Origin of the sequence: Dyadobacter beijingensis DSM 21582, assembly GCF_000382205.1 — a bacterium.
Taxonomy (GTDB): Bacteria; Bacteroidota; Bacteroidia; order Cytophagales; family Spirosomataceae; genus Dyadobacter; species Dyadobacter beijingensis.
Genome location: NZ_KB907786.1, coordinates 1,495,935 through 1,510,992, shown reverse-complemented (window position 1 = coordinate 1,510,992; position 15,058 = coordinate 1,495,935). Strand labels below are relative to the sequence as shown.

Sequence of the window (15,058 nt, the reverse complement as noted above, 5' to 3'; positions counted from 1 at the left end):
CTATTTCACGCGCCCGGGATTTTCGGAGACGAATGCACCCCAGCCGCCCTTTTTGGCCTTTTTGGAACCGGGGGTGCTTACGGAAGCAGGGGAATTGGCGTGGTACTGATGGCAAATCGCGATCGCGATGCCGTCGGTAGCGTCCATGAATTCGCGGCTGAGCTCCATTTTGAGGATTTTTTCGAGCATGTAGGCGACCTGTTCCTTGGAAGCATTGCCGCTGCCGGTCACCGACTGCTTCACCTTCTTGGGCGAGTACTCGACGATCGGGATGTTACGCGCCAGCGCGGCAGCCATCGCTACCCCCTGCGCACGGCCCAGTTTCAGCATCGACTGCGCATTTTTGCCGTAAAAAGGGTCTTCGATCGCCATTTCGTCGGGCAGGTACTCTTCGATGAGCTGGGTGAGGCGTTCAAAGATTTTCTTCAACTTCAGTTCGTGCGTACTATATTTGCTCAGATGAATAACACCATACTGAACCAGCGAAATCTGCTGTCCTTTGACCGAAATAACCCCATAACCCATCACCTGCGTGCCTGGGTCGACTCCGATAATGACCTTTTCCGAAACCTCCGTTTTTAACATGGTGCAAGATAAGGAACTCTCCCCTCCAAAGCCAAAAAGCGGCCAGGCAAACCTGCTCTGGGCGATTAAGCTCGTGGTGACGGTGTTGATCCTGAGCTACATCTACCGGACTTTCCGGAACGAACAAAAAGGCATTGCCGACATCTGGAGTGTTTTCGGTGAAATATGGTCTGCTGAAAACATGCCGGTGTTCGTGATAATGGTCTTGCTGGTGCCCGTCAACTGGGCGTTCGAAAGCCTCAAATGGCAGACATTAACCCGCAAAATCATCCCGATCGGCTTCAACGAGGCATTTCGCGGCACATTAACGGGCCTGGCCGTAGGAGTGGCTGTTCCCGCGCAGCTGGGCGATACGCTCGGGCGCGTGGCCGCCCTCAAATCCGACCGGCGGCTGGAAGCGATCGGCGCGGCATTGGTTTCCAATGGCATCCAGTTTTACATATCCGTGCTGGCGGGTGCTGCGGGCTGGCTGTTTTTGCGGGACCAACTCAACATTCCTGAGCGCGTCAAAACTGCGGTGAGTCTTACATTGATCGCCGTACTGGCACTCGGCCCTATTGTATTCGCATTCCGAAAACCATTGCTTGGCTGGCCTGCGCGCAGGAAAGTTTTTCAAAAAATACAGGAATACATCGGCGTGATCGCCAGCTACACGGCGCGCGACGTTTCCACGGCAACATTATACGGGGCCGTGCGCTACCTGGTTTTCCTGTCACAGTTCCTGCTTGCATTGTCCCTCTTCCACTTCCCGGTGCCGGTAGCGGGGCTGGCAGCCTGCGTGACGTTGGTATTTCTGTCCAAAACCCTCATTCCAGCCGTGAATGTGCTGGGCGACCTGGGCTTGCGGGAATTCACGGCGCTGGTCGTTTTTGCCTCCTACCAACTGCCTGCGGAGCAAATCATCGCAGCAACTTTCCTGATATGGATACTGAACGTCCTCGGGCCGATCCTCGTCGGGATATTCCTGATCTGGAAATATAAATGGAAGAAAAACAAAGCGTAAATGGGCAGCTTCGCATTCACTTCATGGATTATCGCGGCCATTTGGCTCCTGCTGGGCAGCTACGCGCTTTTCACCGGTGCATTGGCAATGTTCTGGGCGAGGCTTGCCAGGCCCCTGGCCGGCACAGTCATCCCTGGCGACCTTCTGATCACCGTCATTATACCCGTCCGCAACGAGGCCGGCAATATCGTATCGCTGCTTGAAGACCTCGATCGTCAGACATTACCCGCCGCGCATTTCGAAGTACTCGTGATGGACGACAGCTCCACGGACAACACCGCTGAAATCGTCCGCGCCTTCGCTGCGCATTCCCATGCACAGATCCGCCTCGTTCCCCTACCCGACGTCCGCACCTCTGCACCCAAAAAACGGGCGATCGAAACGGCAATGGCTCAGGCGAATGGCAACCTCATCGTCACTACCGACGGCGACTGCCGGGCGCAGCCGGGCTGGCTTCACGCCATTGCCACCTATTATACCGAAACCGGCGCGAAGCTGATCAGCTCACCGGTCACATTCACGGAAGAGGCATCATTAACCGACCATCTGCAGACCGTCGAATTTGCGAGCCTTATCGGCAGCGGCGCGGCATCGATGTCGGCCGGATACCCATCCATGTGCAACGGCGCCAACCTTGCCTACGAGAAAGCCGCTTTCCTGGAAGTAAGCGGCTATGACGGCGTGCGGCACATTGCATCGGGCGACGATGAGTTCCTCATGCACAAGATTGCCGCGCGTTACCCGGGTGGCGTCCGTTTCCTGCGCCACCCCGAAGCCATTATACGCACGGCTCCCCACCGCAACTGGACGAGTTTTTACCGCCAGCGTAAGCGATGGGCGAGCAAGTGGAAGCATTACCAGAGCAAAACGCCCCTCGTTCTGGCGATCTACATATTTGCCAGCAACTTCGCGCTTATCCTTGCGGGCGCACTTGCCCTCGCAGGCATGCTCCCGCCCGCTGCGTTCGCGGCTATGCTCGCATTGAAATGCATGCCCGAGTGGTTCTTCCTGGGCTCCGTGCTGGCGTTCCTGGAAAAACCTAAATCGCTGGCATACATCCCCGTAACCCAATGCATTTATCCGTTCTATGTGTGCTTTTTCGGCCTGGCTGCCCAGCAGGGTCAATATGAATGGAAAGGCCGCAAACTGGTGTAGTGAGACTGGCATATAAAAAAACTGCCGGCAAAATGCCGGCAGCTTTAAGTTTCACATAACGCTATATAAGATCAATTCATTCTACTTTTTGAGCACTTTGGAGGAGTATTTGCCTTCTGCATTGACCACGCTCACGATATACATTCCCTGTGCAAAAGCCTGAACATTTACTTTGATTTCAGTTTCGTTGGCACCAGGCATTACCTGATAAACCTGTTTTCCTCCCAGTGTGTATATTTCGAGTTTTTTCACCGGTGAGAAGCTCCGGACATTCATTTCATCCTGTGTTGGGTTCGGGTAGAAATCTACTGCCAACCGGCTGTCGCAGCTGCCCGCCTGTACGCTGCGGATCGCGCTGTATTCGAATGTCTCGTCATTATCTACCTGCTTCAGACGATAATAGTAAGCTTTTGCAGGTACAGATTCCGATGAAAATGGTGTGTCGTTGAAACTATAAGTACTCTTAGTGGCGTCGAAATCGATGCGGGCAACCGTGTTGTAAGTCTTGGCGTCTGTCGAGCGTTCAACTTCAAAGTGTGAGAAATTCTTGGCTTCGGTTACCTTCCATTTCAATTCCGCATTGCAATTTACATTTTGTGCGGTAAAATATGCTAATGTTACCGGTAAAGCTGTTGCAGGAGGAGGAGTTGTGTAACATGTTGAGCTTGACACAGGGTAGGTGATGCCTACTTCCACCGATGGGTCCACAGTCACGCGGATGCTTGCGCCGGCTTCGCGAAGTGCGCCGTAACGGTCGCCCGGAACTTCTACCCATTTGCCGTTTTCCTGCTTGAATCCAGGCCATGCGATGCCATTTCCGTTCGCGTCAACCGCTGCACCAGGGAAAAGAACACTTCCGCTCAATGGCAGGCCGCTGTCTTCCTGCACTGTTTTGGCACCGCTTGCGATCCATTCGATCTTCACGCCCTGGCCTTTTGTGTCGTAGTTAGGGGTTACTGTGTAGTCCAGGTAAGCTGCGTTTTTCACGCATTTTGTAGAAACAGCTACTTCAATCTTTTTAGTTACCGGTTCGGCGATCGAAGGCAGGAATGGCCAGAAGTGAACCTCGTCGCCTTTGTGTACGAAGCTTTTTGCGATGATCTGTCCGTTGATGTTACCGTTGTTTTCTTTTACTACATCCGCTTGTGGTGCGAAGATCGTTCCGCTGATCTGTCCGTTGCCGCCCAATGTGATGGATTTCGTTGCGTCAGGGAAGTTGTAAAGAACATAACCGCCTTGTGAATCCGACATTCCGCCGAAGCTTGGGAAGTTGATGCGATCGTTGCCGTTGGATGAAGTAAAGGTTGGAACATCTACAATGTTGATAATCAGACCGAAGTTGGTGTTAGCAGAAGTTTGTCCCAATTGCGGGCCTTGTGGAATGCCTTCGATGTTGGAGTTTCCGATTTTGTTCCAGACGGCAGCCGATACGGTGAGGACATTGATTTTATTGGGGTCTACGATAATTTTAGGGTTGTTGCCGATCACGTTCGGGTTCAGGTAAGGGCCCATCGGCGCAGCCGCCATGATGTTGCCGTTCTGATCGCGGATAGGCAGGTTGTCCGCCATTTCTTTCAGTTGAGAAGATCTTTTGATGAAAGAGATGAATGCGCCGTCGATGTCGATCTGGCCTGCGCCTGTACCGAATACCTGCTCGCAAACAGGGTTGGAAGATTCGCCTACGCTCGGTGACCAGGTGTTGATGTTGGCGTTAATCGTGATGTTGGGGTTCGCATTGTAATCGTTGGTGCTTCCGTTGATGCGGATCGTCGAAGCCGCATTGTTGTTGTCTCTGTACCAAACTTTCAGGGTGTTGCCTGAGCCGTCAGAAGGATTGCAGTTACCGATCTTCACATAGTTGTCGCCATTCACCATCAGGCTTCCGTTGTTCAGCTTTACCGCTCCGCGAACCGCCAGACCGATCGATGCATTGTTTACGAACAGCACTCCGTGTTGTTTGTTGAAGCTGATCTGATACTGGTTAGTGGTTACATTTCCGCCCACTGCGATCGGACCTTCGGTCTCGCTTGATTGCAGGGTAGCGTCACCTTTTACAAATATGTTGAACCGTTGTGCGGCGGAAGTTGGGCTCTGGGCAGATGCTTGATTTGTGTTGAGAGAGAGGAGCGCTAAAAGGCTTACGAATAGGGACTTGGCGTACATGTGTTGAGTCGTTTTGTGTTTCTGACTCGACAAACTTAGACCGCCGTTTTTGATCGATTATTCTTTTTGTGACCACCCCTCGGTTGTTTGGGGTGATGCCGGAGATTTGAGGGGTGACAACTTTTTTAAAAATTGCACTAATCGTAGATAATGTACACTTAGTAACGAAGTTTTCAGATCGGTTACAAACGATTTTTTTGTAGAAAAGTCCGTATTTATTCTACATATTGACCACAAAATTAGGCAGTATTTCTAGAATTTTAAGGGTCACGAAGGTCAAAATGTTCGAAATTGGCGTCTCAACCGCATTTTAACCACTATGACGATTCCAAGACATCGAATCCCGTAGAAACACAAAAAAGCCGGGGTGAAGGCCCCGGCTTGTCCAAGTATTTGTATCGATTTTCAGGGGTTTTCGCCCCGGTTTGAGTGGCGTCTATTTGTAGGTGGATCGTCGCTTCAATTCTTTGATCTCGTTCTGCATTTCGGAGAGCATCCGCATGAGCTGCTGCATGTCGGTTTGCGGCTCCGGCAGGGCCTTGCTGTGGAAGCTGTAATACTCCCAAAGCTCGATCACCTCGCCGATCGGGACGGTGTAGGCAAAGTATTGTTTGTTGAACGATTGCAGGAGCATCGTCCCGGCTTCCTGGTTAATGGTTACTTGTTTGAAAACGAAATCCTGGTCGCCTTTGAGAATGACGATGCAGGGCGTTTCGGGCTTGACGGTCGTCCAGTCCTGCACGTACTTGGTGATAATATCCGCGCCTTCAGGAACGGGCAGCATGGAGTCCCCCACCGTCGGAAACATCCGGAACGTGCCGTTTTTCGGGACGGTCGGCAGGTTGAAACGGGGTAGTGTGGCCAGAAACTCCGGATCGGCGTAACCCGAGCGATAGCCCGCGCGCGCCTGTACGGGTACGTATTCGATATTCTCCTTGTCCTCCTTATCCACCGTAATGGCCAGAACGCGGATCTGGCTGCCTTTCATAAACAGCTCGCTTCCTTCTTCAAGGTCTTTCAGCTTCTGATCGGAAAGCTTGCTCAGCTCTATTTTCAGGAGACTGTCAATGCTCATCCGGAAGTACTCCGAAAAATTGATCAGGTCATCCACCGTCGGATTGGCCGTACGGCCGCTTTCTATCGCGTTGAGCTTCACACGGCTAATGCCGAGCTTTTCCGCCAGGGCCTCCTGGCTCAACTTTTGACGCAAACGAAGGAACTTGATATTGACTGACCAGAATATGTCCTGCGCACCCATGAGATGATATTTATAAAATCAAACATAAGATATTATCAATATCAAAAGTAGCAGCAATTTTTATTTTTCCTACAAAAAAGTAAACAATTTATTTTGTTTAATTATTTTTGAAAAAAGTTAAACAAAACTCTATGTCGACCTATTCGATCCGGGACCTCGAACGCATTACCAGTACCAGGGCGCACACGATACGCATCTGGGAGCAACGTTACGGTCTGCTCGAACCCGAAAGGACCGACACGAATATCCGGTATTACAACGACGACCACGTTAAGAAACTCCTGAATGTGTGTACGTTGCTGAACCGCGGGATGAAAATTTCGCACATCAGTCAGCTCAGCCACGCGCAGATCGGCGAGGAGATAGACCGGATCATCGCGGGCTCATTACAAGACGACCAGGCGGTGGAAGCGTGGATCAACCGGGCCATCAGCGCCGTTGCAGCCTACGATGCGGCTGCGTTTCACCGGCTTTTCGCGGAGGCCGTCGGGCTGCTGGGCATCGAAAAAACCTATCAGCGCGTACTATACCCGCTGCTCGTACGCACGGGACTCATGTGGACGAAGGATGCGATGCTGCCTGCGCAGGAGCATTTCCTGTCCAACCTGATCCGCCAGAAACTGTTCGCGGCGATCGACGCGTTGCCTGTACCTGCGGTGAACGACCAGAAATGGTTGCTTTTTCTGCACGAAGGCGAAGACCACGAGATAGGCTTGCTTTTTGCCTATTACGTATTGCTGCGGGCCGGCAAACAGGCGGTATACCTGGGTACCCGCGTGCCTTACTCCGACCTGCGATCCGTCGCCCGCGATATTACCCCCACCCATATTTATACATTTTTCGTAGGTAACCAGCCCGAAAACCGCGTCCCTGAGCTGCTTGAACGGCTTTCCGCGGACTTCCCGCATTGCAGGATATGCTTTTCGGGTGAAGGCCCCCATTCCCCCCGCATTCATCATATTCAATCCATCGACAAACTGAACGAAATCATTGCAGACAATGCCACACACACCGATTTATAATGGAAAGCGCAATGTAAGCGTCATCGGCGCGGGTTTTGCGGGCATGGCGGCAAGCGCGCTGCTCGCGCGGCAGGGCTGTGAGGTAACGGTTTTTGAGAAGAACGACACCTTAGGCGGCAGGGCGCGCACGTTTTCCGGGCAGGGCTTTACCTTCGATATGGGTCCCAGCTGGTACTGGATGCCCGATGTGTACGACCGCTTTTACGCGCAATTCGGACATACCACGGCCGATTTATATGATCTCAAACAGCTGGACCCCGGTTTTGCCGTCGTATTCTCAGGCAATGAGCTCATGGACATTCCCGCCGATTTCGAGCAGCTCTGCGCGCTTTTCGAACAGACGGAAACCGGTGCGGGTGACAAACTCCGCGAGTTCATCGCCGACGGGGAATTCAAATACCGCGTGGGAATGGATGAAATGGTTTATAAACCCGGCCACTCTTTCATCGAATTCATGAGCCTGAAATTGCTCGCGCAGGCTATGCGGCTGCAATTGTTCAGCTCGTTCAGCCGGCATGCACGGCGGTATTTCAAAGACCCGCGCCTGCTCGCGCTGATCGAATTTCCCGTGCTGTTCCTCGGCGCGATGCCGAGAGACACACCCGCGTTGTACAGTCTGATGAACTACTCGGGCCTCAAACAGGGTACTTTTTACCCCATGGGCGGATTTGGGACGGTGGCCGACGCATTTCGCGACATTGCGCGCTCAGCCGGTGTCAATTTCCGCACGTCCGAAACGGTGGAGAGGCTGGAAACGCACCACGGGAAGGTCAGCCATGTCCATACGGCCAGCGGCTCCATCAAAACGGACGCCATCGTGGGCAGCGCCGATTACCGGCACATTGAGCATGCATTGTTACCCGAGGCCGACCGCCAGTACGCCGACGACTACTGGGAGAGCCGCACGTTTGCTCCCTCCTGCCTGCTTTTTTATCTTGGCATCAATAAAAAAATCGCGAAGCTACGGCACCATAACCTGTTTTTTGACGAGGATTTCGGCCTGCACGCGGAAGAAATTTACAAGGACAAAAAATGGCCGACCGCGCCGCTGTTCTACGTCTGCTGCCCCTCGGTAACCGACTCGTCGGTAGCGCCGGAGGGCCAGGAGAATGTGTTTGTGCTCATGCCCATTGCCACCGGCCTCCCCGACCCGGAGCCTATTCGGGAGCATTATTACCAGCTGCTGATGGACAGGCTCGAAAAGTTTGCCGGTGAAAATATCCGTGACCACGTGGTTTTGAAGAAAAGCTACTCGGTGTCCGATTTCAAAAACGATTACCATGCTTACCAGGGCAATGCCTACGGGCTCGCCAATACGCTCGGCCAGACCGCTATTTTCAAACCCAAACTGAAAAGTCCGAAGGTAAGCAACCTGTTTTTTGCCGGCCAGCTCACGGTGCCGGGCCCGGGCGTGCCTCCGGCCATTATTTCCGGCACCATTGCCGCCCGTGAAGTTCTCAAATACCTAAACAGTTAGCTTATGAAAAGCCTTTTCGATGATTTATCGGCGTCGTGCAGCAAGAAAACCACGCAGCTGTACAGCACCTCGTTTTCCCTCGGTATTTATTTCCTGAAACCTTCGCTCCACAGGGCCATTTACGGCATTTACGGCTTCGTAAGGCTTGCCGACGAGATCGTCGACAGCTTTCACGGCTACGACCAGGGGGTAATGATGGCGCGCATCCGCCGCGAAACGCAGGAAGCCATCCGGGAACGGATCAGCATTAACCCCATTCTCAACAGTTTCCAGCATGTGGTGCACGCCTACGCCATCGAATGGGAGTTGATCGACACTTTCTTGAAGAGCATGGAAATGGATTTGTCCCAAAAAGAACACACGCAGGACTCTTACGACGAATATATACTGGGCTCGGCGGAGGTGGTCGGTTTGATGTGCCTGCGGGTTTTTACGGAAAACGACCACGCCATGTACGAATCGCTGAAACCCTATGCCATGAAACTCGGCGCGGCATTCCAAAAAGTGAATTTCCTGCGCGACTTAAAGGCCGATTATCAAACGCTAGGCCGTACTTATTTCCCGGGAGTGAATTTCAACCATTTCTCCTATGCCGAAAAAGCGGTGATCCAGCAGGAAATCGAAGAGGATTTCGAGGCGGCATTGATTGGCATCCGCAGATTGCCCGCCAGCTCGCGGCGGGGGGTTTACCTGGCTTATTATTATTACAAAAAACTGTTCATGCGGATCAAGGAGACGCCGCCGGAAAAAGTCATGAATGCGCGGATACGCATTCCGGATATCGACAAGTTCGGACTGATGTTTCGGTCGCTGCTGAGGCACCAGTTTGATCTTTTATGACGTTTCTGTGTTGTGTAGGAAGTATATCCCACAATCTCAGAACCTGAAACCCACCATCCTATGACCGACCAAGTTGTCCTCGTAACGGAAAACGACGAAGCCATTGGCCTGATGCCCAAGCTCGAAGCGCACGAAAAGGGTGTGCTGCACCGCGCATTCTCCGTGTTCATTTTCAATTCCAAGAACGAAATGCTGCTGCAAAGACGGGCGTTTGGGAAATACCACTCGGAAGGCCTCTGGTCGAACACCTGTTGCAGCCACCCGCTCCCGGGCGAGGATGTGCATCACGGGGCCGTACGCCGCCTGCGCGAGGAAATGGGCATTGAAACCGACCTGGAATTCATGTACACCTTCCAGTACCGCGCAGACCTTGAAAATGGCCTTACGGAAAACGAACTCGACCATGTGTTCATCGGTACCACCGATGCCACACCGGTAATCGACCCGGCGGAAGCCAGCGATTACAAATACCTGACAATCCCTGAAATACAAACCGATATTGCGCAAAACCCGCAGGCCTACACCGAATGGTTCAAGATTTGTATCCCGGTGATCGCGCGGAGGATTGCGCCCTGATTTTAGTTTTAAACCAAATGGCCAAACATAATGCCCCACTGGATCATTAATTCACTGATTACCCTTGCCGCATTCGTGGCCATGGAATGTGTGGCCTGGCTTGCGCATAAGTACCTCATGCACGGACTTTTGTGGTCGCTCCACCACGACCACCACCAGCGCGACGACGGCGATTTTTTCGAAAAGAACGATTACTTCTTCGTCATTTTCGCCACGCCGGGCATTACGTTTTTATGGCTGGGATTAAATGCGGGGTTCAACTGGCTTTTCTGGGTCGGGTTGGGCATTACCATTTACGGGTTCACGTATTTCATCGTCCACGATATTTTCATTCACCAACGCTTCCGGCTCTTCCGCAACACCGATTCCATTTACCTGAAAGCCATTCGCAGGGCGCACAAAATGCACCATAAGCACCTCGGGAAGCACGGAGGCGAGTGTTTCGGAATGCTATGGGTGCCGCTCAAATATTTCCGCGAAGCCCAAAAAGCGACTGCGAAATGAGGCTGCTCTACCTGCTGGTGGACCTGGGGGCTATTTCGGTACCGCTATTGGCGTCCTTCCATCCCAGAATCCGCCTCGACCGGCATTGGAAAGCACTATGGCCGGCGATCCTGATCACGGCGGTACCGTTTATCGTTTGGGACAGCTATTTCACCAAAATCGGCGTCTGGGGCTTTACACCGCAATATCTGACCGGCATCGGGCTGTTCGGCCTGCCGATCGAGGAGATCCTGTTTTTTATTTGCATTCCATATGCGTGTATGTTCACCTACTACTGTTTCCGGCTTTGGAAAGGGCCGGAAATGCGCGTGAAGGCGACACAGGCCGTAACCTGGACCTTCCTTGCACTTTGCGTAATCATGGGATTAGCGGGTGCCGGGCGTTATTATACGGTTTCGGCGGTGAGCGGACTGGCCATTATGCTGATGTATTTAAAATGGCAGATCAAGCCGAAATGGCTGGGGCTGTTTTACTATTCCCATATGTTTTTGCTCGTCCCGTTTTTCATCGTGAACGGCATTCTCACGGGTACGGGGCCCGAAAAGCCGGTGGTATGGTATAACAATGCGCAAAATATCGGCGTCCGCATTTTAACAATCCCTGTCGAGGATGTTTTTTACGGCATGCTCATGCTGCTGCTGAATGCATTCCTGTTCGAAACTTTTCTTCAAAAATCGGAGAAAAATAATCCCTCAGAACACCGGCCCGTGCGTGAGCGAAACAAGCTTTGAAGTAAGCGCGGGTATGCGATCCAGGAATTTCAATGCCAGATCGGTCGTGCGGCTCTTTCCGAACAGCTTTTGGAGATGGTACCCGGCCCTGATTCTCGTCCCGAAAGCCGCATTCCAGGTGCGTTGATAGTTTTTCAATGCATTATAATGGGTTTGCTTGCCACTTAAAAGAGGTACCAGTTCTGCTGCCAGCAGCTTGGAAGCCCGCATGCCCATGCTCATACCATTCCCGCATAACGGCGTAATAGAGCCCGCTGCGTCGCCGAGCAGAAAGATGCCCTTCGTATCCGTTTGCTTTTTGCTGAATTGCACGTTGCTGATGATGAACGGCTGGCGGTTCACGAAAGTAGAATTCGTAAAGTACTTTTTCAAAAAAGGGTTTTTATACAAAACCGCTTCCTCCATTTGTTTCACATCTTTGCCATTTTCGAGCAAATTCCGCGCGGTAGTAAGGTAGCAAAGGCAATACCAGTCACGGTCGACTTTTGAAATCCCGCAATAACCATCGCTGAAATTATGCAGTTCGATACGGTCGGAAGGAAAATCGGCTTGAATGTGGTATTTGACGCCTATATAGTTCTGGTTATCCGCATTCAATGCATTGGGATTGTCCAGCTGGATAAATTGCGGGGCATATTTCCCGTAGCTTCCGCAAACTGTATTTGAAGTAAAATTTCCGACGGATGTACGGATTTGAAAACCACCATCGAAATTTCCCTGCACGTCTGTCACGCGGCACTCCTGCACGACGCGCGCGCCTTTGCGCAAGGCAATTTCAAAAAGATGGTTATCCAAACTGTACCGGCTGATACCAAAACCGCCCATTCCGAGGGGATGATTCAATAGAAATCCCCGATCAGAGCTAATACCAAGGCTGCTGATCCTGGGTAGCGCGAGATCGCCCAGCGGCAGCCCCAGGCTTTCCAGGAACGGCCAGCTTTCCATCGAGATGTATTCCCCGCAGACTTTGTGAAAAGGATATTTGTGTTTCTCGAATACAATCACGGACCGGCCCGCATCGGCCAGTTGGATCGCCAGACAGAGACCCGCCAGCCCGCCGCCGATGATCGCGCATTCGAAATGTTCAGTCCGCGTTTCCATACACGATCACTTCATGCCTGAATGCCCATTTATTCCGTACCGAAAAGCATTTGGCACCTGCCGCCTGCAAAATTCGTAGCCATTCCTTCTTTTTAAAACCCCGCAATACCGATAATGGCGCGTCATTTTTCACGAGGTAAGATTTCGAGAAAAGTCCGGTAAGCCACCTGATCGAATAATGCGCTATCGGATTTCTTTCCAGATCGTTGATCACCAGGACCGCCCGGTTGTTCAATGCAAATTGTACGAGCTCAATCAACTGGTCGTCCGTGAGGTGGTGGCAAAACAGGCAGGCATGGATCATATCAACCTGCGGTAAGTACCTGTAAATCTGTCGGTAATCATCGCATATCAGCTTTACGCCGCTGCCGTTCAGATTCTCTTCGGCGTAGGAAATGCAATCCGCTTTGAGGTCGATGCCATACAGGTCGAGATCGTAACCGGCCTTCCGGTTCCAGTGGGCAATGCGTTTGAGCGTATCCCCTCCCCCGCAGCCGATATCGACCAGCACGCAGCGCTTGTCTTTTTGCAGCACGCGTTTCAAGGCATCAAATGAAATGCCGTAACCGCCCAGCCAGTGGTTGATAAAATCCAGCTCCCGGAGATTTTGAAAGAGATCCGCCGGCGGAATGTGCTCCGCGTCCAGCAGCTCTTTTTGCAAGCTCCTATGCCTGAACATATTGTAATTGCATGGTTTCGATGCTCAGCCCGGGGCCAAATGCCGCGGCAAATACCCGGTTACCCAAGTGCTCGGATTTCGCTTTTTCCAGTACTTCTTTCAAGACAAAAAGTACCGTCGGCGAAGACATATTTCCATAGTTCCTAAGGACATTGTAGGTAGGCGCGAGCAGACATTTGTCCAATTCCAACGCCGCCGCAAAATCGTCGACAATGCGTTTGCCGCCCGGATGGACAGCCCAATGCCGGTAATCGTCCGCTTTGAGCCCTACCGATCGGAGCATCGGCTGGATGTTGTCGCGGATCAGATCGGGTACATACGACGACAAGTTCATTATAAAACCCGTCTCCGAAAGCTGCCAGGCCATGTCGGAATAGCCATTATGGAGGATCATCGATTTAAAACCATCGATTTTTACCGCATGCTGGTAGTGCATTTCGGGCTGGGACGAAACGATCAGCGCAGCCGCCCCGTCACCGAAAAGCATGTTTGATAGCAGGTAATCGTCATTGTACCGCTTCTGAAAATGGATCGAACAGAGTTCCGTGCAAACGACGAGCACCTTTGCATTCACATTGCTGCGGCAAATCGCATCGGCGTTTTTGAGTGCCAGTACCGCTGCGTTGCAGCCCATGAAATTAACGCTGCTGCGCTCGATGGACGGGTTCAGCCGCAGTTCACGCATCAGTTCCACATCAAGCCCAGGTGCGAACAGCCCCGTGCAAGTGACGGTGATCAAATGGGTAATCTGCTTTTTAGTATATTCAAAATCAGGGATTTGCTCAATGGCCTTCCGCGATAGTGCCGTGGCGTGCTGCTGGTAAAGCTGCATCCGCTGCGAAAGCGTCGGCTCAGGCAGCAGGTCGGCATTGCGGTTGAAAAAAGTGTATTCTTCGGGGCTTTTATCAAAATCCGCGATGACGGAATAGCGCTTTTCGATACCCGTTTTACTGGCTACAATCTTGATTTTCCGACGTGTTGTGAGGTCGTCGGTCGATCGCAGGTAGAAATCGGTGAGCGTTTCCTGTGCATAACCATATTCGGGAACGGCTGTTTCAATAGCGGATAGATAACTCAATGGGATTCTGTTGATAATAATTAAAACGATGAAACAACTATTCATGCAAATCGCCGCGATCCAGTTCATCCGCATCGTGTTACGGAAATTGGCCTGCCGCCGGTCTTTCCACACCAGCGAGAACCACACGCCAAACCAGATCACGATCGGGACGAAGAATACCTGGACGATAAAAAAAATCATTCCAAGCCCCTTGCTGGTAAAGTACAAATAATAGCACACATTACAGAGCAAAAACATGCACGCCGTGAACACAAATGTGCCGATATAGCCCAGTTTGTAACTCAATGTGACCACACCGTCGCGCAGGTCCTGCTCGTGCTGGTATACCTGCGTGAGCGGGTACGCGCCTGCGATCTGAAAAGAGCAGCCCAGCAGCACGAACACATTTGCCATATCCATCCGCAATGCACCGCCCGAAATACCGGCAATCGACATATAGTAGGTAAATGCCCCCTGAAAAAACACTACCGTGAGGAACCCTGCGAACGGGTACTTTTTCAGCCGGACCTGTTTCGAACTATACGCCCGCGATGCGGCGATGTACAACACCATGCAAATAGCGAACAACGTATTTACGAATACCAGCGCCAAAACGGTTGCGGCGGTATCCAGAAATATTGTAAGATAAAAGAGTTGAATGGTAGGCAATGGCGGCTTTTCGAGTCCGCCAATACTGTCCTCGTCCCGGTCGATGTAGCTGTTGTAGCCATTACTGGCCGGATAAACGAGCAAATGGATGATCAGGAAGCTCCACAAAGCCTGCCGGTGCACCACCGTTTCTGCCTGGCTGTAAGCAAACAGAAAGAGCGGTGCCAGGAAAAATGAGAACGGGATTCTCAGCAGTTTAACGGTGTTACGGTCGATGGAAAATGGCATGGAGCCA

General features: G+C 52.0%; 14 protein-coding genes. 8 read left to right on the top strand and 6 right to left on the bottom strand.

What is annotated here, in order from left to right:
* Positions 1–585 (bottom strand): crossover junction endodeoxyribonuclease RuvC, encoded by a 585-nt coding sequence (gene ruvC, locus H144_RS0106245; RefSeq protein WP_019941194.1) that lies wholly within the window; start codon positions 583–585, stop codon positions 1–3.
* Between ruvC and H144_RS0106240 the strand changes: the two genes are divergently transcribed.
* A complete protein-coding gene (locus H144_RS0106240; RefSeq protein WP_019941193.1) occupies positions 584–1,588 on the top strand; it encodes a lysylphosphatidylglycerol synthase transmembrane domain-containing protein in 1,005 nt (334 codons plus the stop codon). The genes ruvC and H144_RS0106240 overlap by 2 nt on opposite strands.
* Positions 1,589–2,743, top strand: coding sequence for a glycosyltransferase family 2 protein (locus tag H144_RS0106235; protein ID WP_019941192.1), 1,155 nt, complete (start codon positions 1,589–1,591; stop codon positions 2,741–2,743).
* Between the two features lie 81 nt (positions 2,744–2,824).
* On the opposite strand, the gene H144_RS0106230 is transcribed toward H144_RS0106235, so the two are convergent.
* A complete protein-coding gene (locus tag H144_RS0106230) occupies positions 2,825–4,906 on the bottom strand; it encodes a choice-of-anchor A family protein (protein ID WP_019941191.1) in 2,082 nt (693 codons plus the stop codon).
* Between the two features lie 436 nt (positions 4,907–5,342).
* On the bottom strand, positions 5,343–6,164 hold the full coding sequence (locus tag H144_RS0106225) for an XRE family transcriptional regulator (RefSeq protein ID WP_019941190.1): 822 nt from the start codon (positions 6,162–6,164) through the stop codon (positions 5,343–5,345).
* Between the two features lie 131 nt (positions 6,165–6,295).
* Between H144_RS0106225 and H144_RS0106220 the strand changes: the two genes are divergently transcribed.
* Genes H144_RS0106220 through H144_RS0106195 form a run of 6 tightly spaced genes read left to right on the top strand, consistent with a single transcriptional unit; the run spans position 6,296 to position 11,314 of the window.
* The gene (locus H144_RS0106220) at positions 6,296–7,186 is read left to right on the top strand and encodes a MerR family transcriptional regulator (protein WP_019941189.1); all 891 of its coding nucleotides are present in this window, start codon (positions 6,296–6,298) and stop codon (positions 7,184–7,186) included.
* A complete protein-coding gene (crtID, locus tag H144_RS0106215) occupies positions 7,164–8,663 on the top strand; it encodes a bifunctional phytoene desaturase/3,4-desaturase (RefSeq protein WP_019941188.1) in 1,500 nt (499 codons plus the stop codon). The genes H144_RS0106220 and crtID overlap by 23 nt, the downstream gene beginning before the upstream one ends.
* A 3-nt stretch (positions 8,664–8,666) precedes the next feature.
* Positions 8,667–9,503: a phytoene/squalene synthase family protein gene (locus tag H144_RS0106210; protein WP_019941187.1), complete on the top strand. Its 837-nt coding sequence runs from the start codon at positions 8,667–8,669 to the stop codon at positions 9,501–9,503.
* Positions 9,504–9,563: 60 nt separating this feature from the next.
* On the top strand, positions 9,564–10,079 hold the full coding sequence (gene idi, locus H144_RS0106205) for an isopentenyl-diphosphate Delta-isomerase (protein WP_019941186.1): 516 nt from the start codon (positions 9,564–9,566) through the stop codon (positions 10,077–10,079).
* Between the two features lie 30 nt (positions 10,080–10,109).
* A complete protein-coding gene (locus H144_RS0106200) occupies positions 10,110–10,583 on the top strand; it encodes a sterol desaturase family protein (protein ID WP_019941185.1) in 474 nt (157 codons plus the stop codon).
* A complete protein-coding gene (locus tag H144_RS0106195) occupies positions 10,580–11,314 on the top strand; it encodes a lycopene cyclase domain-containing protein (protein WP_019941184.1) in 735 nt (244 codons plus the stop codon). Before H144_RS0106200 ends, H144_RS0106195 begins: the two co-directional genes overlap by 4 nt.
* Here the strand turns inward: H144_RS0106195 and H144_RS0106190 are convergent.
* The 3 genes from H144_RS0106190 to H144_RS33785 are packed head-to-tail and all read right to left on the bottom strand — an operon-like array spanning position 11,276 to position 15,051.
* The gene (locus H144_RS0106190; RefSeq protein ID WP_019941183.1) at positions 11,276–12,415 is read right to left on the bottom strand and encodes an NAD(P)/FAD-dependent oxidoreductase; all 1,140 of its coding nucleotides are present in this window, start codon (positions 12,413–12,415) and stop codon (positions 11,276–11,278) included. The two genes, H144_RS0106195 and H144_RS0106190, sit on opposite strands and share 39 nt — an antisense overlap.
* Positions 12,399–13,094: a methyltransferase domain-containing protein gene (locus H144_RS0106185; protein ID WP_026350455.1), complete on the bottom strand. Its 696-nt coding sequence runs from the start codon at positions 13,092–13,094 to the stop codon at positions 12,399–12,401. Before H144_RS0106185 ends, H144_RS0106190 begins: the two co-directional genes overlap by 17 nt.
* The gene (locus H144_RS33785; RefSeq protein ID WP_019941181.1) at positions 13,081–15,051 is read right to left on the bottom strand and encodes a UbiA family prenyltransferase; all 1,971 of its coding nucleotides are present in this window, start codon (positions 15,049–15,051) and stop codon (positions 13,081–13,083) included. The genes H144_RS0106185 and H144_RS33785 overlap by 14 nt, the downstream gene beginning before the upstream one ends.
* Positions 15,052–15,058: the final 7 nt, after the last annotated feature.